Here is a 20,221-nt window from a genome sequence, read left to right as displayed (position 1 = left end):
CGCGCGGCCTGCGCGTTCAGTGGTCGCCACCGGGCTTGCGGTGGTAACGGGCGGAAGTCCCGCCGGTGACCTTCCGGACCCGCCGGGCGCTACGGCGCCGGCTCGTCCGTCCCGATGCGGCGTGGCGTCGCGGCGCAGGCCCGGATGGTGGCGCCGACGCGTCGAAGCCGGTGCAGTGGGACGCCGGCGGCGCTGAGTTGCTGGGCGATCGGCACGGTGGAGTGGTCGAGGAACACCGCGACGTGATGGTCGTCGCCGAGTTGGCAGGCCGCGGCGAGGGTGCCCAGGTTGATCGGGTCAAGGGCCGTGACGTCGTGCAGATCGAGGACCAGTCGCAGCGGCCGGAGCCGTCGCAGGACGTGGATCAGGATGCGGCGCAGGTCGACCGCGTCGGCGGCGTCGAGGGCACCGTGGGGCTGGATGACGAGCGTGCCGTCCGCGCTGGTGTCGACGTCGACCGTCGCGCTGGCCATTGCGTTACCTTCCGTTCGCCGGTGCTTTCCGAACGATCAGGTTAAGGATTCCTGGGATGTTCGTCGACCTTCTCCTGAAGAATTCACCTGGTTACGGGAAGGCCACGATCATCTGCGTCCACAATGCATTGAGCATTCGAATTCACGGTTCCGGTCGGGCCTCGTCGCTCGCCGGCGAAGCCGGCCGCGGCCAGGCACAGCCCGACCGCGACAAGTGCCACGCCGACCCACGCCGGAGCCAGGTAGCCGAGGCCGCGGGCGATCACCAGCCCGCCGAGGGCGGCGCCGAGGCTGTTGGCCAGGTTCAGCGCCGACTGGCTGACCGCCGCGCCCATCAGCTGGGCGCTCGGCGCGACGTCGATGAGCCGGGCCTGTAGCGCCGGGCCGACGAAGAGGCTGGTCCCGCCCGCCAGGAACGCGCCGAGGAACAGGCCCGCGGTGGTGTCGGCGATCAACGCGAACACCACGATGGCGGCGATCGCCGCGGCGAACCCGGCGAGCGTGGCGCGCCGCAGGTCCCGGTCGGCCAGCCAGCCGCCGAGGGCGTTGCCCACGGCCATGCCCAGCCCCATCGCCACCAGCACCCACGGCACGGTGCCCGCGCTCAGGCCGGCCACCTCGGTGGTGACCGGGGCGAGGTAGCTGTACACGGCGAAGAAGCCGGCGAAACCGGCGGTCGCGGTGGCCGCGGCCAGCCAGACCCGCGGGGTGCGCAGGGCACGCAGCTCGCCCGCCGGCGAGCCGCCCGGCGTCGCGGCGACCTCGGGCACCAGGATCCGGACCGCCGCCAGGGTGATCAGGAAGACCGCGGCGATGACCAGGTACGCGACCCGCCACCCGGCCGTCTGCCCGAGCCGGGTGATCAGGGGTACGCCGACGATGTTCGCCGCGGTGAGCCCGCTGAGCACGACGGCGTACCCGCGGGCCTGCCTGCCCGGGCCCATCAACGTCGCCGCGAGCAGCCCGGCCGCGCCGAAGTAGGCGCCGTGCGGCAGCGCCGCCACGAACCGGGCCACCAGCACCAGCCCGAAGCTGGGCGCGACCGCGGAGGCCACCGTGCCGATGACGAAGACCGCGAGCAGCCCCAGCACCAGCCTGCGGCGCGGCACGCGCGCGGTCGCGGCGGCGATCACCGGCGCGCCGACGACCACCCCCAGCGCGTACGCCGTGATGGTCCAACCGCCCTGCGCCACCGCGTCGGCCGGTGACTCGGAGTAGGCCTGCGGCAGCAGGCCACGGCTGATCTCGGGTAGCAGACCCATCGCGACGAACTCGGTCAAACCGATCGCGACGCCGCCCATGGCGAGGGCACCCAGTGCGCCCCAGCGCAGGTTACGGCTCAGTTGATCCACGAGGCGCGACTCTAGCGACGCGTACGCGTGGTCAGCCGGGCGGCTCCGGCAGCCGCTCGAGCCGGCTCCAACCGTCCCAGCCACGCTCGCGCATCAGCTCTATCAGTCGCTCCGCCTTCGGGTCGTACTCGACGGAGAGTGCGTCCAGGAGGTCGAACGACAGATCGTCGCGCGCCGCCTCGCCGAGGTCGATCTCGCCCGAGGCGTATGCCTGCTCGGCCAGTTCGGCCATGATGTCGGCGGCCTCCACCAGGAGCGCGTCGTCGCAGGCGTCGCTGTCGAAGATCTCCGACAGGACCCGATAGAGCCGAACGAGTCGCGGGTCGTCGAGCTGCGCGAGTTTCGCGGGCATCCACTCGCGGACGGCATCGGGCCAGCGGGCCACCACCAGGATCCACCCGTCCTGCTCGGCGTCCACCATCCGCTGCGACACCCCGAGTTCGCGGAGCCGATCGAGATAGGCGACCACCTCCGGTGGGAGTGCCATCCTGTCCCCGGTGGCGAGCCGCGCGATCTGCCTGCGGCTGGTCTCCAGCCGGGAGATCTCGTCGCGCAGGTGGTTGTCGATGCTCTCGACCGCTTCGGCGAAGGCCGGCCCGTCGGCTTTGAGCAGCTCGGCGACCTGGGACAGCGGCACGCCGGCGTCGGCGAGTGTACGGATCTTGATGAGGGACACGACGGCCGTCGCCCGGTACCGCCGGTAGCCCGACGCGTCCCGCTCCGGCTCGGGCAACAGCCCGATGTGGTGATAGTGCCGCACCGCGCGCACCGTGACGCCGGTGTACGCCGCCAGTTGCCCGATCGTCAGCATGTCCTCATCCTGCCGCCGCTCAGGAGATCTTGCGCCGATAGGTCATGGTGGCGATCAGGTACGCGACCACGACGATGCCCGCGCACCAGGCAAGCGCCGTCCAGATGCCGGTGCCGACCGGTTGCCGGGCGAACAGGTTCCGGATCGCGTCGACGATGGAGGTCACCGGCTGGTTCTCGGCGAAGGCGCGTACCGGACCGGGCATGGACTCGGTGGGCACGAAGGCCGAGCTGATGAACGGCAGGAAGATCAGCGGATAGGCGAACGCGCTCGCGCCGTCCACGGACTTCGCGGTGAGGCCGGGTATCACGGCGATCCAGGTCAGGGCCAGGGTGAACAGGACCAGGATGCCGGCGACCGCCAGCCACTCCAGCAGGTCCGCGCCGGTACGGAAGCCCATCAGCAGGGCGACGCCGACGACGACAACGAGTGAGGTCAGGTTGGCGACCAGCGAGGTCAGGACGTGCGCCCACAACACGGACGCGCGGGCGATCGGCATCGACTGGAACCGGGCGAAGATGCCGCCCTGCATGTCCAGGAAGAGCCGGTACGCGGTGTAGGAGATGCCCGAGGCGATCGTGATGATCAGGATGCCGGGCAGCAGGTAGTTCACGTACGAGTCGGACCCGGTCTCGATCGCGCCGCCGAGGACGTAGACGAAGAGCAGCATGAAGGCGATCGGCATGACCGCGGTCGTGATGATGGTGTCCGGGCTGCGGGCGATGTGGCGCAGCGAGCGGCCCAGCAGGACGGTGGTGTCGCCGAGGAAGTGCCGGTTCATCGTTGTTCCTTCTCCCTCCGGGCGCCGACGAGGGTGAGGAAGACGTCCTCGAGGGTCGGCTGCTTCTCGATGTACTCGACCTTGGCCGGCGGCAGGAGCTTCTTGAGCTCGGCGAGGGTGCCGTTCACGATGATCCGGCCCTCGTGCAGGATCGCGATCCGGTCGGCGAGCTGCTCCGCCTCGTCCAGGTGCTGCGTCGTGAGCAGCACGGTGGTGCCGCCCGCGGCGAGTTCCCTGACGGCCTGCCACACCTCGAGCCGCGCCTCCGGGTCCAGCCCGGTCGTCGGCTCGTCGAGGAAGATCACCGGCGGATTCCCGATCAGGCTCATCGCGATGTCCAGGCGGCGGCGCATGCCACCGGAGTACGTCGCCACCCGCCGGTCGCCGGCCTCGGTCAGCGAGAAGCGCCGCAGCTGGGCGTCCGCGATCGTGCCCGGGCCCTTGAGGTGCCGCAGGCGGGCGACCATCACCAGGTTCTCCCGGCCGGTGAGGATCTCGTCGACCGCGGCGAACTGCCCGGTGAGACTTATCGACTCGCGGACGTCGGCGGCCTGGGTTGCGACGTCGAAGCCGTTGACCAGGGCCGTCCCGGCGTCCGCCTTGAGCAGCGTGGAGAGGATGTTCACCACGGTGGTCTTGCCGGCACCGTTGGAGCCCAGCAGGGCGAAGATGCTGCCCCGGGCCACGTCGATGTCCACGCCGCGCAGCACCTTCAGGTGCTTGAACGACTTCTCCAGGCCCTGTATGCGTATCGCCGGCCGCTCGATGCTCATGCCGGTCAGCATGGAGGGTTGACCCTGCGTCATAGTCAAGCCCGCTGGGCGGACCCGATCCGCCGTGATCGTCGGCACCGGCTGTTTCCGCTGGTTGGCGGCCTGGCGGGCATGGATTACGGTCGTGCCGATGTCACGTCGCCGCCGCCTTCACCCCCCTCGCCGCCGCCCGCAGCGCCCCGATCCGTGGCGGACTGCCGAGCGGCGGCCCGCACCGGCCCCGCCGGTGAGCGACGTGCTGCCCTGGCACGCGATCCGGTGGGCCCTGGTCGTCGAGACCGTCGTCATGTTCGCCGCGGTGGCCGCCGCCGGCCTCGCGGTGGACGAGGACCCGGAGACGTTTCCGTTCTGGCCGCTGCTGCTGGTGGCGATCCCGGTGGTCGCGGCGGTGCGCGCGAGTCTGCGCCGCTCCCGTGACGTGCTGTCGGTGCTGCGGAACCTGTTCGCCCCGATGGCCGCGGTGTTCGTCCTGGGTGTCGTCCAGTTGCCGTTGATGTACCCGTTGTGGCTGATCGACGAGCACACCATGGGGTTCGCGTTCGCCGCCATCCTCGTGGGCACCGTCGGCGGCGCCGGGGCGATCCTGATCCTGCTGCTGATGGCCTGGGCGACGCTGTTCTTCGCGATCGGGCAGCCGCCCGGCACCGGCCTGCTGCGGCGGTCGATCGTCGGCCTGCTCTTCCTGTTCCTGCTCATGACCGCGTTCGGTGTGGCGCTCGGCGCCGACGGCCCGCGCGGGCGCGGCATCGGCACGGTGCTCATGCGGCTGGTCTGGTCCGAGCCGACCTCGTACTGGCTGTGGGCCGGCCGGATCGGCGCGCTCGGCCTGATCGCCGTCGTGGTGACGTTCTGGCTCTCACTGCCGCGGTGGTGTACGCACGGCGAGTAGGGCGACGTCGTCCTCCTGGTCGTCACCGGCGAAGGCGGCGTAGATCCGGTCGAGCAGCTCGGTCAGGGGGAGGTCGTGCAGGCCTGCCAGCGCGGCGTGCAGCTCTCGTTCGCGTTCGTCGAAGGGGTGCTCGCGGGTTTCGATGAGGCCGTCGGTGTAGAACAGCACGGTCGATCCGGGCGGCAGGTGCCGGGTGTGGCTCGTGCGCGGCGTGCGGCGGGTGACGCCCAGCAGCGGGTCGTGGCCGGTCAGCACGGTGACGCCGGCGGCGTCGAGCAGCAGCGGGTTCGGGTGCCCGGCGTTGGACCACTGCAACTGGTGCCCGTCACCCCCGGGTTCAGGGCGTAGGTAGGCCAGCACGGCGCTGGCGATGATCCGGTCGCCGAGGGCCTGGTTGGCGGAGTCGAGGCGGCGCAGCAGCGCGGCGGGTGGCTCGTGCCGGTCGACGAGCAGCAGGCGCAGTTTGCTGCGCACGCGTCCCATTAGCGCGGCGGCGCGCATGTCGTGCCCGGTGACGTCGCCGATCACGAGGGCGAGATATTGCAGGTCGAGGCGGACCGCGTCGTACCAGTCCCCGCCGACCTGCTCGCCGCGGGCGGCGGGTTCGTACCGGGCCGCCAGTTCGAAGGGTGCCGAGTCCGGCACGTCGCTGAGCATCGCCCGTTGCAGGATCGCCGCGACGTTCTCCCGCGAGCGGAGGTAGTCGGCACGTTGCAATGCCTGGGCGGTGTAGACGGCCAGGGCCGTGAGGATCGTCAGCTCGGTGTGGTCGAGCACGTGGGGCTGTTTCCACACGAACGTCAGCGCACCGACCCGCCCGTCGAACCCGGGCAGCGGCACGCTGGCCGCCGACTGCCAGCCCATCTCGAGGTAGGTGTCCACCGCGTCCGGGGTCAACGCGCGAACGGCGGCCAGATCGGGCAGCAGGACCGCGGCGCCGGTGCGGACGGCCAACCCCGACGGGATCGCGTCATGCTCCGACCACCTGGCGGCGGACGCCGGTAACGCCGGGCCGGACTGCCAGCTCACCATGCGGGAACGGTCGAGCAACGAGACTTCCACGTGTGCGGGGTTCAGCGTGCCGGTGACCAGGTCGTGGACGACGGCGGCCACGTCGTCGGCCGTGCTCGTGTTCGCCAGCGCCACGCTGGCACGCAGCAACAGCTGACTGCGGTCGAGCGCCGCATCGGACTCGGCCGACCGCCGCTGCGCCGTGCTGTTGGCGATCCGCAGCCGCAGGCCGTCCGAGCACGCCGCCGCGAGATCACCGAGCAACGCCAGCTCGCTGCCGGTCCACCGCCGGGGCGCGGTGTCGATCGCGCACAGCGTGCCCAGCTCCACCCCGGTCTCATCGGTCAACGGCATCCCCGCGTACGCGACGACGTTCAGCTCGCGGACGGCCGGGGTGCCGGCCGATCGTGGATCGGTCCGCGCGTCCTCGATCACCAGCGGCGCGCCGCCGGTGGCGACGTGCTGACCGGGCGCGTACGACAGCGGTGTCTGCCGCTGCTGCTGCCACGGCTCGCTCAGCCCGGACGCACCGGGGAGCACCTGCCGTTCCGGCTCGATCAACGCGACCAGGCCGATCGGAACGTTCAGCATATTCCGTACCATTGCGGCGAAACGATCGCATGCCGGATCGGCGGCAGCGGTCAGCCCGGTCTGCCGCAGCACCGCGAACCGGTCGGCTGTTGTCGGCAGCGATCCTGCCTCGCCGGAGCTCACGGCACCACGCTATACGGCCAGGTCTTCATGAACTCCAATTCGGATCGCGATTGAGATCCGAGTCGATCGGCGGCGGGTGTCGTCATTCGGCCGGTCTGCGGCTGCCCACCGTGTTCCGGACGACGGTCGCCGGTGGAAGCGAGACGACGAACGTCGATCCGCGTACGGGCGAGGGGCGATAGCGTACGTCGCCGCCGTTGGCGCGGGCCAGTTCGCGGACGATGTACAGGCCCAGCCCGGTGCCGGCGACGTTCCTGGCGGTGCCCTCGGCGCGTGCGAAACGGCCGAACAGCCGGTCGCGGAACTCCGGCGGCACGCCCGGGCCCCGGTCGGCGACGTCGATGGTCACCGGGCCCGCGCCGGAGCCGTGCGCGTCGATCGCCTCGACCCCGCCGCCGTACTTGTCCGCGTTGCTGATCAGGTTGGTGAGGATCTGGTCGAGGTGGCCGGGCTGGACGGCGGCGACGAGGTCGGGCGGGCAGGAGACGGTGACCGCGGTGGTGGCGGTGGCGCCGAGCGCGGCCTCGATGTGGTCGGCGACCCGGACCGGGCGCGGTGTCGCGGTGAGCCGGCCGGCGTCGATGCTGACCAGGGCGAGCACCTCGTCGACGATGCCGGCCAGCCGCCGGGTTGCGCCGTGCGCCCTGGCGACCAGCAGCTCGGCCGACGGCGGCAGGGGATCGTCGGTCAGGACCAGGTCGAGGCTGCCGAGGATCGTGCCGAGGGGATTGTTGATCTCGTGGCCGAGCATGCCGATCAGGTCGGCCTTGAGCTGGTTGGCGGCCTCCAGCTCGCGGTTGCGGTCGGCGATCTCCGCGGTGCGGGCCCGGACCTCGCCCTCCAGGGAGTCGTAGTGCAGGGCGTTGTCCAGGGAGACGGCCAGCTGACCGGCGATCAGCTCGACGGTCTCCAGGCGGCCGGTGGAGAAGACGCCGCCCTGCCGCCGGTTGGCCAGGACCAGGACGGCGTCCTCCGCGCTCTGGCAGGGCACCGGGATGACCAGCAGGCTGCACGCCTCGAGACCGGTGAAGTACGGATCCTGCGAGAACCGGTCGTCCCGGGTCGCGTCGGCGACCAGCAGCGGGTGGTGGGTGCGCTGGACGTAACGGACGGCGGACGCCGGCAGATCGGTGGTGGAGGAGCCGGAGACGGTGCGGTCCCGCAGCGACAGGCGCACGTCGGTGGCCCCGGTCATCGCGCACAACACATCGATCACCTGCGTGGTCAGTCCGGCGAGGGTGGTCTTCGAGCTGAGCGCCCGCGACGCGCGCAGGATCGCCATCAGGTCCAGGCGGTCGGCGCCGGTCCCCGGGCCCATGCTCGCCGTGTTCCGCAGGAACGGGTGCTCGGCCTCGAGGCGTGCGGCCGGGCCGCCGGCACCCCACGCCCGGTACGCGTCGCGCGCCTCGACCAGCAGCCGGCGCCCGGTGTGCGGAAGCCCCTGCTCCAGGTGCAGGCGTGCGGCCCGCTCGGCGAGCAGGGCGTGATGCCACGGGCGGCCCGTCACCTCGTGCAGGCCCTCGTCGAACAGCCGCATCGCGGCGACGGCGTCGCCACCGGCCCGGGCGACCTCGGCATCCACGAGCAGCAGCAGCGGCCGGAAGTTGCGGGGCGAGTCGGCGGCCCGGCGTGCCAGCCAGTCGCGGGCGTCCGCCGACGCGGGGGAGGGGTCGCTGAGGCAGCGGGTGACCCGGGCGAGCGCACTGGAGTAGAACCCACGGATCGCCTTGCTGTGCTCCATCGCCGCGGCCGAGTGCTCCGCCAGGGCCGCGGTGTCGTCGCTGAGCAGCGCCGTCAGCGCCCGGTCCAGGTGATAGTCGGCCAGCAGGGCCGAATTCTCCCCGATCTCGTCCAGGTACGCCGTCTCGTCGAAGCCCTCGCCGTCGGTGTGCCCCCGCAACGCCTGGATCAGCTGCCGGTGTCCTAGGGCGATCAGCCGGGCGTACCAGTTGCCGGTCTTCTCCGCGAAGGCCAGCACCGCCGCGGTCTCCTCGGCGCAGGTCTGCAGCGACTCCTCGGTCTCCACCAGCAGGACCAGCAGCCGCGCCGAGTGCCATCCGGCGATCTGCACGTCGCCGACCGTGAGGAGCTCGTCGCGGGTCTGCCAGCAGGCCTCGACGACCTCCTCCAGCGGCTCGAACCACGGCGCGGCCAGCATGAAGTGCTGGTAGGCGGCCACCGCCGCGGCCGCGGGGTAGCCGTGCTCGCGAGCGGCCCGCAGCGCGTGCCCGGTCAGCACGTATCCGGTGCGGTGGTCGTCGAGCAGCCAACTCGTCACGCGGATGGCCCCGCCGAGGGTGCCGGTCAGCGGCGAGCACACCCCGTTGTGCTGCCACAGCACGTGTGCCCGCAGCACCAGCCAGGCGTGCAGGTCCGGGTCGGCCACGAAGGTGGGCACGAGCATCCGTTGCAGGATCCGGGCCACCGCGACGATCTGCGGAGAGGTGCACTCCCACGTCGGGTACGCCGGTCCGAACTCCGCCACCCAGTCCCGGAGCTCGACCACGGCGCGCTGGTTGTCCGCGGCCAGGTCGGCCGGCGGGGTGATGCCGAACCGCCGCAGCGCGTCGAGCCCGAGCGTGATCGCCGCGTGGCATTCGTCGCGCTGCGTCAGGCTGTTGATCTGCACGGCGGTGGCCGCGACCAGGACGAGCGGGTCCGGGGAGCGGGCGGCGAGATCGCGGTAGATCCGGTCGGCCTCGGCGTGCCGGCCCAGGGAGAAGAGCGTGGTGTGCCGGTCCACCGCGATCGCGTCCCGGCCGGCGGCGTCGGCGGCGGGTAGGAGCCGGTCGGCGGCGGTCAGCAGCTCGTCGGCGGCCGGATAGTTGGTCATCCGCGCGGCGTGGCGGCCGGCCTGGTGCAGCAGCGCCGACGCGGTCCGGCGCTCGCCGTCGTCGCCGATGAGGCCGGTCGCCGGGAGGTACTGCTCGGCGGCCTGCTGCTCGTAGCCGCCGTGTGCGGCCAGGCGACGGGCCATCGCCAGCCGCGTCCGATCCATCTCGGCGGCCGGGAGCAGATCCCGGGCCGCTTGCAGGACCAGGTCGTGGCAGAACTTGACGGTGCTGTCCGCGCAGATCAGGCCGTCGGTGACGGCGGGAGCGAGGTGTGCCGGTAGGGCGGCGGGCGGGATCGCGGCGGCGGTGGCGAGCAGTTCCGGGAGTACGTTGCTGCCGAGACAGGTCAGTGCGACAAGCAGGCGCCGGGTCGTCGCCGCCTGTTGCTCCAGGCGGGCGGTGAGCAGCTGCGGCAGGCGGTGGCGGGCGATGAAACCCCGTACCGGATCGGGGTCCCAGTCCCAACCGCCTTCCGCCGGTCTCAGCAGGCCCTCCGTGCGAAGCCCGTTGATCAGTTCCACGGTGGCGTACGGATTCCCGGAGGTCGCCGTGCCGATCAGGTCGGCGAGCGACTCCGCGGCCGGGTGCTCGAGCCGCAGCACCGCCCCGGTCAGCTCGGCCAGCCCGGCCCGGTCCAGCCCGGCCAGCCGCAACGGCGGCTCGGCGAGCCCGTCGCGCTCCCAGCGCGCGGCGACGCCGGCGAGCGGATGGCCGGCGTCGGCCTCCTCGTCCCGGAAGGCGCACACGACCAGCAGCCCGGGGATCGGCCCGGCGGCCACCAGCTCATCCAGCACTCGCAGCGAGGTGCCGGTCGCCCACTGGAGGTCGTCGACCACCATGACCAGGGGACGGTGCGCCGCCACGGTGCGCAGCAGCGTGACCGAGGTGCCGCCGGCCCAGATCGGCGGGGTGACCAGGTCCAGCGGCTCGGCCGGCACCTGCCCGCCGAGAAGTATGTCCAGCTCGGGCACCACGCCGGACACCACTTTGCCGACCGGATTCAGCGCGGCGACCAGCCGCTCCCGGTGGCCGGTCAGCTCCGCCTCCGGCAGGGCGAGCAGCAGCCTGGCCAGGTTTCTGATCACCTGCCCGGTGCCGCCGGCGTCGACACCGGTGCGGAACTGCTCGTACTTGCCGGCGATGAACCAGCCGCCGCGAGCGGCGATCAGCGGTCGCAGCGTCTGAATCAGGGTGCTCTTGCCGATCCCGGCCGGGCCGCTGACCAGCACGGCCCGGCCGTCGCCGCTCAGCGCCCGGTCCAGGGCCGCGGCCAGGGTGCCGATCTGCGGGTCCCGGCCGACCAGGACGGGCGGTGCCGGCAGGAACTGCGGGAAGTCCCGGTCGCCCGGCGTCCAGTCGCCGTCCGGGTCGGCCGTCCAGCGGGCGAGATCGTGGGCCAGGCCCTCGGCGCTCTGATAGCGCCGGTCCGGGTCCTTCTCCAGCAGCCGCATGATGATGTCGCCAAGCCGAGGTGGCAGACCCGAGGCGGACGGGGTGCCGACCAGGGTGTCGCGCACCAGCTCGAGAGGGTCGTGGCCGGTGACCGGGGGAGTGCCGGTGGCGAGGGTGTACAGGGTGGCGCCGAGGCCGTAGAGGTCGGCGCGGCGGTCGGTGCTCAGGCCGGTGCGGCCGGTCTGCTCGGGCGCCAGGAACCCGAGGGTGCCGACCGGGCCCTCGTCGGTCTCCGGTGCGCCGGTGAGCGCGAGGTCGAAGTCGATGAGCAGCGGGGGAGCGTCCGGGCGCAGCACGACGTTGTCCGGGGTGATGTCGCGGTGCAGGACACCGGCGCGGTGGACCGCGGCGACCGTCGTGGCCAGGGCGTGCGCGATGCGGACCAGGTCGGGCAGGTGCATCGGCCCGGCCGGCGGCGGGCCGCCGCCGTCGTCTTGCAGGACCAGGGTCCGGCGCTCCTGGTGAGCGGCGAGGCGGGGGACGCCGGGCAGACCGGCGAGCTTCTCCAGTACGGCACGCTCGTGCTCGATGCGGCGGATCGCACCGGCCCCGGTGGCGTGTTTGCGAACCACGCCGGGACCGTCGGACGGGGTGTGGCGGGTGACCTGCGTCCGGTCACTCAGATACAGCAACTCCTCACCCACATAACGGATGATGCTACTTTTGACATGATTTTTCTCTATGTTCCATCCCCGGCCTCACCCATCGTCAGACCAAAGCGCTGGTGGAGAGGGCGAGCCCGCGAAATCCCGAACGGCGGCGCCCGGGGGTGGGCGCCGCCGTCGGGGTGGCTCAGATCTTGCCGGTGCCGGCGCCCGCGGTGACGGTGGCCTTGACCGTGTTGTTCGCCTGCGGGGTGTAGGAGTAGGGGATCGCGGCGACGCTGGCGCCGTTGCGGACCTGCTCGGTGCCCGAGTTGACCTTGTAGTTGTTCAGCACCTTGATGTTGCCGGCGGCGGAGTCGCCGGTCTGGGTGACCGTCGGGTTCGCCACGTTCTCGAAGTAGTTGCGCTCGACGTAGACGCCGGCGTTCTCGGTGGAGGCGACGCCGTACGAACCGACGTTGCTGTAGTAGTTGTTGAGCACGTGCACCGGGTTGGCGAACCGGACCCGCGGGTGCCGCTGGTTGGTGCCCTCGAACCAGTTGTGCACGTAGGTCACCCGCAGGTGGCCGAGGTCCTCGCCGGAGTTGTCGTCGCTGTGGCCCAGCAGCATGGACTTGTCGTGGTCGTGCAGGCGGTTCCACGACACCGTGATGAAGTCCGACCCGCGCTTGATGTCGATCAGGCCGTCGTACCCGCTGGCCAGGTCGTTGTGGTCGATCCAGACGTTCGTGGTGCTCGACTGGACGTTGATCGAGTCGTCGCTCGCGTTGCGGAACACCAGGTTTCGGATGATCACGTTCCGGACGCCGGAGAGGTTGAGGCCGCCGCCGGTGATCCCGGAGCCCGAGCCGACGCCGATGACCGTCTTGTTCGACGCGACGCTGTACATGCCGGAGATCGAGATCAGGCCGGATACCCGGACGGTCTGCGAGGTGCCGGAGCTGAGCGCCGACTTGAGCGCCGACGCGCTGGTCACGGTCACCACGGTGCTGGACGAGCCGCCGCTGGTGCCGCCGTTCATGCTGGCGAACCCGACCGGACTGGACTCGAACGCGGCGGACGCGCTGGCCTGGGTGAGGACCAGCGTGCCACCGACGGTCAGGATGCCGGCCGAGATGGCGGCGACGACGGTGCGGCGGCGGTAGGTGCGGGCCGTTGCGGACATGGATGTTCCTCCGTTGCGGGGGAGTGGATGCCGCCGGGGCGGCATGCGGGGTACCCGGCCCTCGCGCGCTCGGTGACGGGCGGGTGGGCCGGGTTGGCGCCTGTTGAGATGTGCGGAGCCGTTCGGCCGCAAGGCTCCGGCCTGCAGGTAAGCGCTTACCCGCGCTGAACCTAGGCCCGCTGTTAATTGATGTCAATCCATGTAATGCGCCGTTCATCGAGCGATGCTTAACCGGTTCACGATGACCTGGTGTTTCGCTACGACACCGCACGGGTGGTTGGCGCATGGAGTCAGATCGGACATGCGTCAGGCCGGTTTCCGTGCCGCTTCAGCGCGTCTTGCCATAGTCGCGGCCGACCGGCTGTCCGGGCCGCTGCGCGCCCGCCGGGGGGACACGTTGGAGAAGAAGCATGCGGGTAGAACGCAGTGTGGAGCGGATCCGCCGGTACGCCGAGACCAGCCCGGCGCACGGCGCCATCGAGTGCGGCGGGCTGACCATCAGCTACCGGGACCTCGCCGACCGGCTCGATCGGCGGCAGGCCGAGCTCGCCCCGGTGGTACGGCCGGGGGTGCCGTTCGTCATCGGCCGCCCGAGATCGCCGGAGTTCGTCGTCGACTTCCTCGCCGTGCTCGCGCTCGGAGGCGTGGCCGTGCCGATCGACCCCGGGCTGCCGGCCGGACGCCGGGAGATCCTCGAACGGCACCTCACCGCGGGGCCGGCGCACGAGGACGGCGCGTACGTCTTCTTCACCTCGGGCTCGACCGGCACGCCGAAGCCGGTGCTGGGGTCCGCGGCCGGGCTCCGGCACTTCCTCGACTGGCAGGTCGCGGAGTTCGGCATCGGCGCGCGGGACCGGGTGGCGTTCCTGACCGCGCTGAGCTTCGACGTCATGGTCCGCGACGTGATGCTGCCGCTGTGGGCGGGCGGCACGCTGGTGATACCGGCGCCGGGCGAGGCCGAGGCGCCGGAGGCGGTGGTCGCCTGGCTGACCCGGCGGCGGATCAGCGTCGTCAACGTGGTGCCGTCGGTCGCGTGGAGCTGGCTGCGCTACGGCGCTGCGCCCTGCCCGTCGGTGCGCACGGTGTTCTTCGCGGGCGAGCCGCTGACCGGCGTGCTCGTCGAGCAGTGGCACGAGACGTTTCCGGCGACCCGGGTCCGGGTCAACTTCTACGGCACCACCGAGACCACCCTGCCCAAGGTCTACAAGCGGCTGCGGCGTTTCGAGTCGACCAGCGGCCTGCTGCCGGTCGGAAAGCCGGTACCGGGTGCCGGCTTCACCCTGGCCGAGACCGGCGAGATCGTGCTGGTCAGCCGGTACTCCAGCCACGGCTACCTGGGCCTGCCCGAGGAGACCGCGGCGCGCTTCACCCGCCTGGCCGGCGGCGAGACGTCCTACCGGACCGGTGACCTCGGCCGGCTCGACGACGCGGGCGACCTGCTCGTCGTCGGGCGCGGCGACGACGAGGTGAAGGTCAACGGCGTCCGGATCCACCCGGCCGAGGTGGCGGCGTCGATCCGGGCCGGCGGCGAGGTGCACGACGTCTTCGTCACCACCGGCCCGCTCACGGCGTACGTCGTGCCGGTCCGCGTGCCGTTCGACGACGCCGCCGTACGCCGGGACCTGATGGCCGTGGTGCCGCCGGCGATGGTGCCGTCCCGGTTCGTCGCCGTCCCGGCCCTGCCGCAGCTGCCGAACGGCAAGATCGACCGGGCCGCGCTGCACCGCCTGGACGTCGCCGCGCCGGACGCTGTGCACGTGCGACCCTCCGGCGAGCTGGAGCGCTGGGTCGCCGCACAGTGGACCGAGCTGTTCGGCACCCCGGACGTCGGCGCGGCCGACGACTTCTTTCTGCTCGGCGGTGACTCGATCACCGCGATGCAGCTGGCCGCCCGGATCCGCCGCGACTTCGGGGTCGCGCTGTCGGTCCGCAATGTCTTCGCCAACCCCACCGTCGCCCTGCTCGCCCAGGAGATCGCCGACCGGCAACTGGCCCAGATCGACCCCGCCGAGCTGCTGGAGCTCCTCGCACAGGCGGAGCGGTCATGACGGCCGCCGCGGTGCAGGAGCGGCTGGCGCGGCTGAGCCCGGCGCAGCGGACGAAGCTGCGCCGGCTGATCGGTACCGAGGGGATCGCGCGCGCCGACCGGTCCGCCGGCCGGGTGCCGATGTCATTCGCGCAGCGCCGCTTCCACTTTCTGCAGAGCGTGGCGCCGGACAGCGCCGCGTACCACGTCGTCGAGGCGGTGCGGCTGACCGGCGCGCTCGACGAGCGGCGGGTGCGTGCGGCGCTCGCGACCGTCGTGGCGCGCCACGAGGTGCTCCGGAGCACCTGCGCCGGCGACGACGAACTGCTCGTCGCCGACGAGGGGCCGGCCCTCGAGTACGCCGCCGTCACGGACTTCGAACGGATCGCGGCCCGGCCGTTCCGGCTCGAGGATGAGTTCCCGCTGCGGGCGGTGCTGGCGAGCCTGCCCGACGGCGGGCATGCCCTGCTGTTCGTGATTCACCACATCGCGGCCGACGCGTGGTCGTCGCGGCTGCTGGTCAGGGAGTTCCTTGACGCGTACGCCCGGCCCGGCAGCCTGGCCGACCTGCCGATCCAGTACGCCGACTTCGCCGCCTGGGAACGACGGCAGAGCTACCCGGACCAGCTGGCGTACTGGCGCAAGCGGCTGGCCGGCGCGCCGCCGGTCCTCGAACTGCCGCTGGACCGGCCCCGGCCGGCCGTCCGCGACCACCGCGGCGCCGAGGTCAGCTTCGCGCTCGACGGTGAGCGCGTACGGGCTGCCGCCCGGGAGGCCGGAGTGACGCCTTTCGCTCTGCTGCTGACGGCGTTCGCGCACGTGCTGCACCGGCACTGCGCCACCGAGGACGTCGTGGTCGGCGTGCCGGTGGCGGGACGCGACCGCCCGGAGGTCGAGCACCTGATCGGCTGCTTCGTCAACACCCTCGTCCTCCGGCTCGACGTGGGCCCCGCACCGACCTGCCGCCGGCTCGTGTCGCGGGTGCACGAGAGCGCCCTGGACGCCTACGACCACCAGGACGTTCCGTTCGACCGGCTGGTGGCCGAGCTCGGCCCGCGGCGCGACCTGAGCGCCGGCCAGCTCGTCCAGGTGATGTTCAACTACTACACGGCGACGGGCCGCGACGTGACGGTTCCCGGGCTGACCGTCGAGCCGTTGCCGGTCGGCCGTTCGAGTGCCCGGTTCGATCTGTCCTGCATGGTGGTCGAGACCGACGGCGACCTGCGCTGCACCCTGACGTACGCGACCGATCTGCTCTCCCGCGAGGCGGTGGACCGGCTCGGGCGGCACCTCGTCGAGACCGTCGACACGCTCGCCGGTGACCTCGACGCGCCGACCGCCGCCCTCCCGCCGATGCCGTCGGCGGACCGGGCCCTGGTGCGGCGGGCGGCGACGTTCACCGAGGCGGCACCGGACCGCCCGCCGCTGCTGGCGCGCTTCGAGGCGCACGCCGCCGCCACCCCGTCGGCGGCGGCCGTACGGTGCCGCGACGACGTCGTCGGCTACGGCGACCTCAACACCCGGGCCAACCGGCTGGCCCGGTACCTGATAGGGGCCGGCGTCGGCGCGGGTGACCTGGTCGCGCTGCTGCTCGAACGATCCGTGGACTGCGTCGTCGCGATGCTCGCGGTGCAGAAGGCGGGCGCGGCCTACCTCCCGCTCGACCCGACCGCGCCGGCCGGCCACGTCGTCCGGGTGCTCGCCGAGTCCGGCTCCCGGCTGCTGCTCACCCACGCCGAGGTCGACCTCTCCGAGGTGGCCGCGCAACTGCCCGCGGAGATCGAGCTCGCCGTGCTGGAGGAGCTCCCGCTCGCCGGGCAGCCGGCCGGCGATCCGCGGCTCGCGGTCGCCGCCGACGATCCGATGTACGTCATATACACCTCGGGCTCCACCGGCCGGCCGAAGGGCGTGGTGGTCGAGCACCGCAACTTCACCAACTACCTGACCGGAATCCTCGGCCTGCTGGCGGTCGAGGACGGGTCGAGCTTCGCGCTGGTGTCGACGCTCGCCGCCGACCTGGGCCTCACCAACCTGTACGGCGCCCTCGCCACCGGCGGCCTCGTCCACGTGCTGCCCTACGAGTGGGCCGTCGACCCCGACCGGCTCGCCGGATACTTCCGCGAGCACCGGATCGACGTCCTCAAACTGGTACCGAGCCACCTCAAGGCCATCCAGGACGCGGGGCTGCTGGCCGACGTCGTTCCCGTACGGCATCTGATGCTGGCCGGGGAGGCCTGCCCGTGGGACCTGGTCGACGCGGTGCGGCAGGTACGCCCGGACTGCACCGTCTGGAACACCTACGGGCCGTCGGAGACGACCGTCGCGGTGCTGGCCAACCGGGTACCCGCGCGACGACCGGCGCCCGGCGACACCGTCGTGTCCCTCGGTTCTCCGATCCCGCACGTCGGCGCCGTCGTGGTGGACGCCCGGCTACGCCCGGTGCCCGTCGGCGCGGCCGGCGAGCTGTTGATCAGCGGGGCCGGCGTGGCGCGCGGCTATCTGTCGGTCGACGATCCGCGGTTCACCCAGGACCCGTTCTCCGCGGCGGAGAGCGCCCGGGCCTACCGTTCCGGCGACCGGGTCCGCCTGCGGCCCGACGGGGAGTTCGAGTTCCTCGGCCGCCTCGACCGCCAGGTGAAGATCCGCGGCTACCGGGTCGAGCCGGGCCACGTCGAGGCCGTGCTGCGCGGTCACCCCGACGTGGCCGACGCCGCGGTCGTCGTGCGGCAGGACAGGCTGGTCGCCTACTACGTCGGCGAGGCGACCGCGCCGCTGTACGAGTACGCGCGTGGCAAGCTGCCGCCGTACCTGGTGCCCAGCCAGTTCGTGCACCTGGACCGGCTGCCGCTGACCCCGAACGGCAAGCTCGACCAGCGGGCACTTCCCGAGCCGGTGTCGCGCCCGGCCGGCACCGGGACGGCGACCCCGGCCCGCGACCCGGACGACCGGCGGATCGCCGCGATCTGGTGCGAGCTCCTCGAACTGGACGAGGTCGGCATCGACGACGACTTCTTCGCGCTCGGCGGCGACTCGTTCACCGCGATGCGGATGGCCCGGGAGGTCGGCGACGGCCTGCGCGTCGCCGCGGTCTTCCAGCATCCGACCATCCGCGAGCTCTCGGACCTGCTCCGGCGGCCGGCCGCGGCCGACGCGCTGCTCTACCGGCTGCCGGGCGCCCGATCCGCCGCGGTCACCCGGGCGACCATCGTCGCGGTGCCGTTCGGCGGTGGCAACGCGTCGGCGTTCCGGGAGCTGGCGGCCGCCCTTCCGGCCGGCTTCCCGCTCTACGCCCTCGATCCGCCCGGGCACGACTTCGGCCGGCCGGAATCGCCCTTGCAGCCCTGGGACGACCTCGCCGGGCGCTGCGTGGCGGAGATCCGGGCGAGCATCACCGGCCCCGTCATCGTGTACGGGCACTGCCTGGGCGCCGCGCTCGCCCTCGAGATCGCCCGCCGGCTCGAGGCCGGGGGCGGCGAGGTGGCCGGCGTCGTGTTCGGCGGCGCCTTCCCGGCGCCCCGGCTGCCCGGCCGGCTGTTCGACCTGTGGGCCAGGCTCCTGCCGAGCGACCGCTGGCGCTCCGACCGGTTGTACCGCGACACGCTGCGCGGGATCGGTGGCCTGACCGAGGACCTCGAGCCGGCCGAGCAGGCGTACATCCTGCGCGCGCTGCGGCACGACAACCGGCAGGCCGAGCAGTTCTACACCCGGCAGTTCCACCGGCCGGACCCCGCACCGACCCTGCGCGCGCTGGTGGTCGTCGGCGAGCGCGACCGGCTGACCGAGTTCCACGAGGAGCGCTACCACGAGTGGGACACGCACTGCGCCTCGACGGCGCTGGCCGTGATCCCGGACGCCGGCCACTTCTTCCTCAAGCACCAGGCCGGCCGGCTGGCCACCGCCATCACCTCCTGGTTCGAGGGGTATGAGCCGGTCGCCGTGGAGAAGAAGGCCGAGGCGAGGCTGAGGGGATTCGCCCTGGTGACCCTCGGCCAGCTGGTGTCCATGATCGGCACCCGGGCGCTGGCGTTCGGGCTCGGCGTGTGGGTGTACCTGGCCACCGGCAGCGCCACCCAGTTCTCGGTGATCCTGGTCTTCGGCCTGCTGCCGGCGCTGCTGGTGTTGCCGTTCGCCGGAGCCGCGGCCGACCGCTGGAACAGACGGCTGGTAATGATCATCGGGGACCTGGTCGCGCTGGCCGGGAGCGGCCTGTGCCTGGCGCTGTTCGCGACCGGCTCGCTGCACGTCTGGCACCTCTACATAGCCGCCGGCCTGAGCGCGATCGCGGCGGCGTTCCAGCAACCCGCCTACCTGGCCGCCACGACCCAGCTCGTGCCCAAGCGGTATCTGGGCCGGACCAACGGCATCACCCAGGCACTGGTCGCGGTGAGCCAGGCGACCGGGCCGCTGCTGGGCGGGGTGCTGATCGTCGCCGTCGGGCTGCGCGGTCTGCTGATCGTCGATCTCGCGACCGTGGTCGTCTCGCTCGCCACGCTGGCCGTGGTGCGCTTCCCCGACCTGCTGTTCCGGCAGCGTGAGGAGTCCATCTGGAGGGAGATCGCCGGGGGAGTCCGCTACATGGCACGGCGGCCCAGTTTCGTGGCGATGATCGGCTACTTCCTCGCGTACAACTTGATGCTCGGCTTCGCGATCGCCTTGACCACGCCGCTGGCCCTGTCCTTCATGTCGGCCGGCACGCTGGCCGCGGCCTCGACGGCCGGTGCGATCGGCGGCATCGCCGGCGGCGTCGCGATGGCGCTCTGGGGCGGCTTCGCCCGCCGCGCCACCGGCATGATCGGCTTCGTCCTGCTGACCGGCGCCGGCATGATCCTCGTCGGGCTCCGGCCGTCGGCGCCGCTGCTCGGCGCCGGGCTGGCCGCGATCGCGGCCTCGCTCGCGCTCCTCAACGGACACTGGCAGACCATGATCCAGACCAAGGTCGGCATGGAGCTTCAGGGGCGGGTCCTGGCCAGCAACCGCCTGGTCGCGAACCTCACGGAACCGCTTGGCTACCTGTGCGCCGGCTGGCTCGCCGACCGGCTCCTCGAGCCGGCCATGCGCGCGGGCGGCCCGCTGAGCTCCTCGGCCGGCGCGGTGCTCGGCGTCGGGCCGGGACGCGGCATGGCGCTGCTGGTGGTGCTGCTCGGCCTCGCGCAGATCGCGCTCGGGGTCGCCGGCCTGCGCTGGCGCACGCTGCACCACATGGAGGACGTCCTGCCCGACGCGATACCGGGCGCGGTGGTGACCTGGGACCGGGACGAGCTCCAGCGGGAGGCCGATCGGGTGCAAGGTATCCAATAGACGATGAAATGGGCGGTGATCGGACGCCGTCGCATGG

11 protein-coding genes are annotated in these 20,221 nt (G+C 72.3%); 3 read left to right on the top strand and 8 right to left on the bottom strand.

The window, feature by feature from the left end; translation table 11 throughout:
- Positions 1–89 precede the first annotated feature (89 nt).
- The 5 genes from BJ971_RS26945 to BJ971_RS26925 all read right to left on the bottom strand — a co-directional run bounded on the left by BJ971_RS26945 (position 90) and on the right by BJ971_RS26925 (position 4,202).
- Positions 90–473 (bottom strand): STAS domain-containing protein, encoded by a 384-nt coding sequence (locus BJ971_RS26945; protein WP_184995991.1) that lies wholly within the window; start codon positions 471–473, stop codon positions 90–92.
- Positions 474–556: 83 nt separating this feature from the next.
- Positions 557–1,825: an MFS transporter gene (locus BJ971_RS26940; protein ID WP_184995990.1), complete on the bottom strand. Its 1,269-nt coding sequence runs from the start codon at positions 1,823–1,825 to the stop codon at positions 557–559.
- Positions 1,826–1,856: 31 nt separating this feature from the next.
- On the bottom strand, positions 1,857–2,636 hold the full coding sequence (locus BJ971_RS26935) for a MerR family transcriptional regulator (RefSeq protein ID WP_184995989.1): 780 nt from the start codon (positions 2,634–2,636) through the stop codon (positions 1,857–1,859).
- 19 nt (positions 2,637–2,655) lie between these two features.
- Positions 2,656–3,417, bottom strand: a complete 762-nt coding sequence (locus BJ971_RS26930) for an ABC transporter permease (RefSeq protein WP_184995988.1) — start codon at positions 3,415–3,417, stop codon at positions 2,656–2,658.
- Positions 3,414–4,202 carry an ABC transporter ATP-binding protein gene (locus tag BJ971_RS26925; protein WP_377884855.1) on the bottom strand — a complete coding sequence of 263 codons (789 nt, stop codon included), beginning with the start codon at positions 4,200–4,202 and terminating at the stop codon, positions 3,414–3,416. The genes BJ971_RS26930 and BJ971_RS26925 overlap by 4 nt, the downstream gene beginning before the upstream one ends.
- Positions 4,203–4,416: 214 nt before the next feature.
- Between BJ971_RS26925 and BJ971_RS26920 the strand changes: the two genes are divergently transcribed.
- Entirely contained in the window at positions 4,417–5,079 is a 663-nt protein-coding gene (locus BJ971_RS26920) for a hypothetical protein (protein ID WP_184995986.1), read from the top strand.
- On the opposite strand, the gene BJ971_RS26915 is transcribed toward BJ971_RS26920, so the two are convergent.
- From BJ971_RS26915 to BJ971_RS26905, 3 genes are all read right to left on the bottom strand, one after another.
- A complete protein-coding gene (locus BJ971_RS26915) occupies positions 5,047–6,753 on the bottom strand; it encodes a GAF domain-containing SpoIIE family protein phosphatase (protein WP_275411344.1) in 1,707 nt (568 codons plus the stop codon). The genes BJ971_RS26920 and BJ971_RS26915 overlap by 33 nt on opposite strands.
- 133 nt (positions 6,754–6,886) lie before the next feature.
- Positions 6,887–11,734, bottom strand: a complete 4,848-nt coding sequence (locus tag BJ971_RS26910; RefSeq protein WP_184995985.1) for a GAF domain-containing sensor histidine kinase — start codon at positions 11,732–11,734, stop codon at positions 6,887–6,889.
- Between the two features lie 148 nt (positions 11,735–11,882).
- The gene (locus BJ971_RS26905) at positions 11,883–12,860 is read right to left on the bottom strand and encodes a pectate lyase family protein (protein WP_184995984.1); all 978 of its coding nucleotides are present in this window, start codon (positions 12,858–12,860) and stop codon (positions 11,883–11,885) included.
- A gap of 410 nt (positions 12,861–13,270) precedes the next feature.
- On the opposite strand from BJ971_RS26905, the gene BJ971_RS26900 reads away from it, so the two are divergent.
- Together BJ971_RS26900 and BJ971_RS26895 are read left to right on the top strand one after the other, a co-directional pair.
- Complete coding sequence (locus BJ971_RS26900) at positions 13,271–14,908, top strand: non-ribosomal peptide synthetase (protein WP_184995983.1); 1,638 nt, start codon at positions 13,271–13,273, stop codon at positions 14,906–14,908.
- The gene (locus BJ971_RS26895) at positions 14,905–20,184 is read left to right on the top strand and encodes a non-ribosomal peptide synthetase/MFS transporter (protein ID WP_184995982.1); all 5,280 of its coding nucleotides are present in this window, start codon (positions 14,905–14,907) and stop codon (positions 20,182–20,184) included. The genes BJ971_RS26900 and BJ971_RS26895 overlap by 4 nt, the downstream gene beginning before the upstream one ends.
- Positions 20,185–20,221: the final 37 nt, after the last annotated feature.

The organism is Amorphoplanes digitatis (assembly GCF_014205335.1).
Classification (GTDB): domain Bacteria; phylum Actinomycetota; class Actinomycetes; order Mycobacteriales; family Micromonosporaceae; genus Actinoplanes; species Actinoplanes digitatus.
The sequence above is the reverse complement of the archived record's forward strand: the minus strand, read 5'-3'. Positions and strand labels throughout refer to the sequence as shown.

Bases quoted from the DNA above. Each gene is read 5' to 3' on its own strand.
- BJ971_RS26945 (WP_184995991.1), bottom strand. From the start codon at position 473: ATGGCCAGCGCGACGGTCGACGTCGACACCAGCGCGGACGGCACGCTC.
- BJ971_RS26935 (WP_184995989.1), bottom strand. From the start codon at position 2,636: ATGCTGACGATCGGGCAACTGGCGGCGTACACCGGCGTCACGGTGCGC.
- BJ971_RS26930 (WP_184995988.1), bottom strand. From the start codon at position 3,417: ATGAACCGGCACTTCCTCGGCGACACCACCGTCCTGCTGGGCCGCTCG.
- BJ971_RS26925 (WP_377884855.1), bottom strand. From the start codon at position 4,202: ATGCTGACCGGCATGAGCATCGAGCGGCCGGCGATACGCATACAGGGC.
- BJ971_RS26905 (WP_184995984.1), bottom strand. From the start codon at position 12,860: ATGTCCGCAACGGCCCGCACCTACCGCCGCCGCACCGTCGTCGCCGCC.
- BJ971_RS26900 (WP_184995983.1), top strand. From the start codon at position 13,271: ATGCGGGTAGAACGCAGTGTGGAGCGGATCCGCCGGTACGCCGAGACC.
- BJ971_RS26895 (WP_184995982.1), top strand. From the start codon at position 14,905: ATGACGGCCGCCGCGGTGCAGGAGCGGCTGGCGCGGCTGAGCCCGGCG.